The sequence below is a fragment of the Kistimonas scapharcae genome, from assembly GCF_039540975.1.
GTDB lineage: Bacteria > Pseudomonadota > Gammaproteobacteria > Pseudomonadales > Endozoicomonadaceae > Kistimonas > Kistimonas scapharcae.
Genome location: NZ_BAABFL010000195.1, coordinates 1 through 790, shown reverse-complemented (window position 1 = coordinate 790; position 790 = coordinate 1). Strand labels below are relative to the sequence as shown.

2 protein-coding genes are annotated in these 790 nt (G+C 48.1%); both read right to left on the bottom strand.

Annotated features, from left to right (window positions below; genetic code table 11):
• Nucleotides 1-141: 141 nt before the first annotated feature.
• Nucleotides 142-492: a hypothetical protein gene (locus ABD892_RS10365; protein ID WP_345195549.1), complete on the bottom strand. Its 351-nt coding sequence runs from the start codon at nt 490-492 to the stop codon at nt 142-144.
• A 52-nt stretch (nt 493-544) separates the two neighbouring features.
• On the bottom strand, nt 545-790 hold a 246-nt coding region (locus tag ABD892_RS10360; RefSeq protein WP_345195548.1), incomplete at its 5' end, for a hypothetical protein.

The window sequence follows — 790 nt, the reverse complement described above, 5'->3', positions numbered from 1 at the left end:
CTTGAGAGCCTGGTCTGTTGCTTCAAACACCATCTTGATGCTTTTGGCGATCTGGGGGTTCTGTTCTACTGCGTCTTTCAGGGCGCTTGTCATTGTTATTTGTCTCTGTATTGGGGGAAGGGTTTAGCTTTGCTAATTTTTTCAGGCAAAGGCTTGTCTTGCTTCCATGAATTTTTTGACATGCTCCACGAAGCTATCGACACCTGTGTTGAATACGTCAGCAATGGTGTGCATCACTGCATCTTTTTCAGTCAGGTCAGAAAGCAGGTACACGGTCATTGCGATCCGTTCCTGTTCAATGATCTCCAGCAGGCCGAGGGCGATATGGTCAGCAAGGGCGACGATGGATTGCTTGAGCTGATTGGGGTTTAAGTTACCCAGTTCAGCGGCAATATCTGGGCGAACATTGAAAGACTTGATCACGTACCGGATGCTTGGGGCGATACGTGGGTGTTCGTTTTCCAGTTCGACGGACAGTTGTTGCAGGTCCATGGTGGTGTCCTTTGTTGTTGCGTTTCAAGGGTATAGCACAGCTAATGTTGTATCAATGGTCAGATTCGGCCATCTTGATAGCTTTGGTCAGGTCAACTACATGGTAATGTGTGTTTTCTACAGGGATACTGAAACCGAGCTGTCGGTATTCATTCGGGTGAATATACTTTCGTACACCATCCTCACGTTCCAGCCAGCATCCGGTTAGCTTGTTGTGCAGGCAACTGCATTTCGGTTGGCATTTACCTGCATCGAATGCCTCGGGCCAGAGTTCCTGAATCTTCAGGGATACCTCAAG

What these genes read in the sequence shown, in the direction of transcription:
- ABD892_RS10365 (WP_345195549.1), bottom strand. Translation starts at nt 492, where the DNA reads ATGGACCTGCAACAACTGTCCGTCGAACTGGAAAACGAACACCCACGT.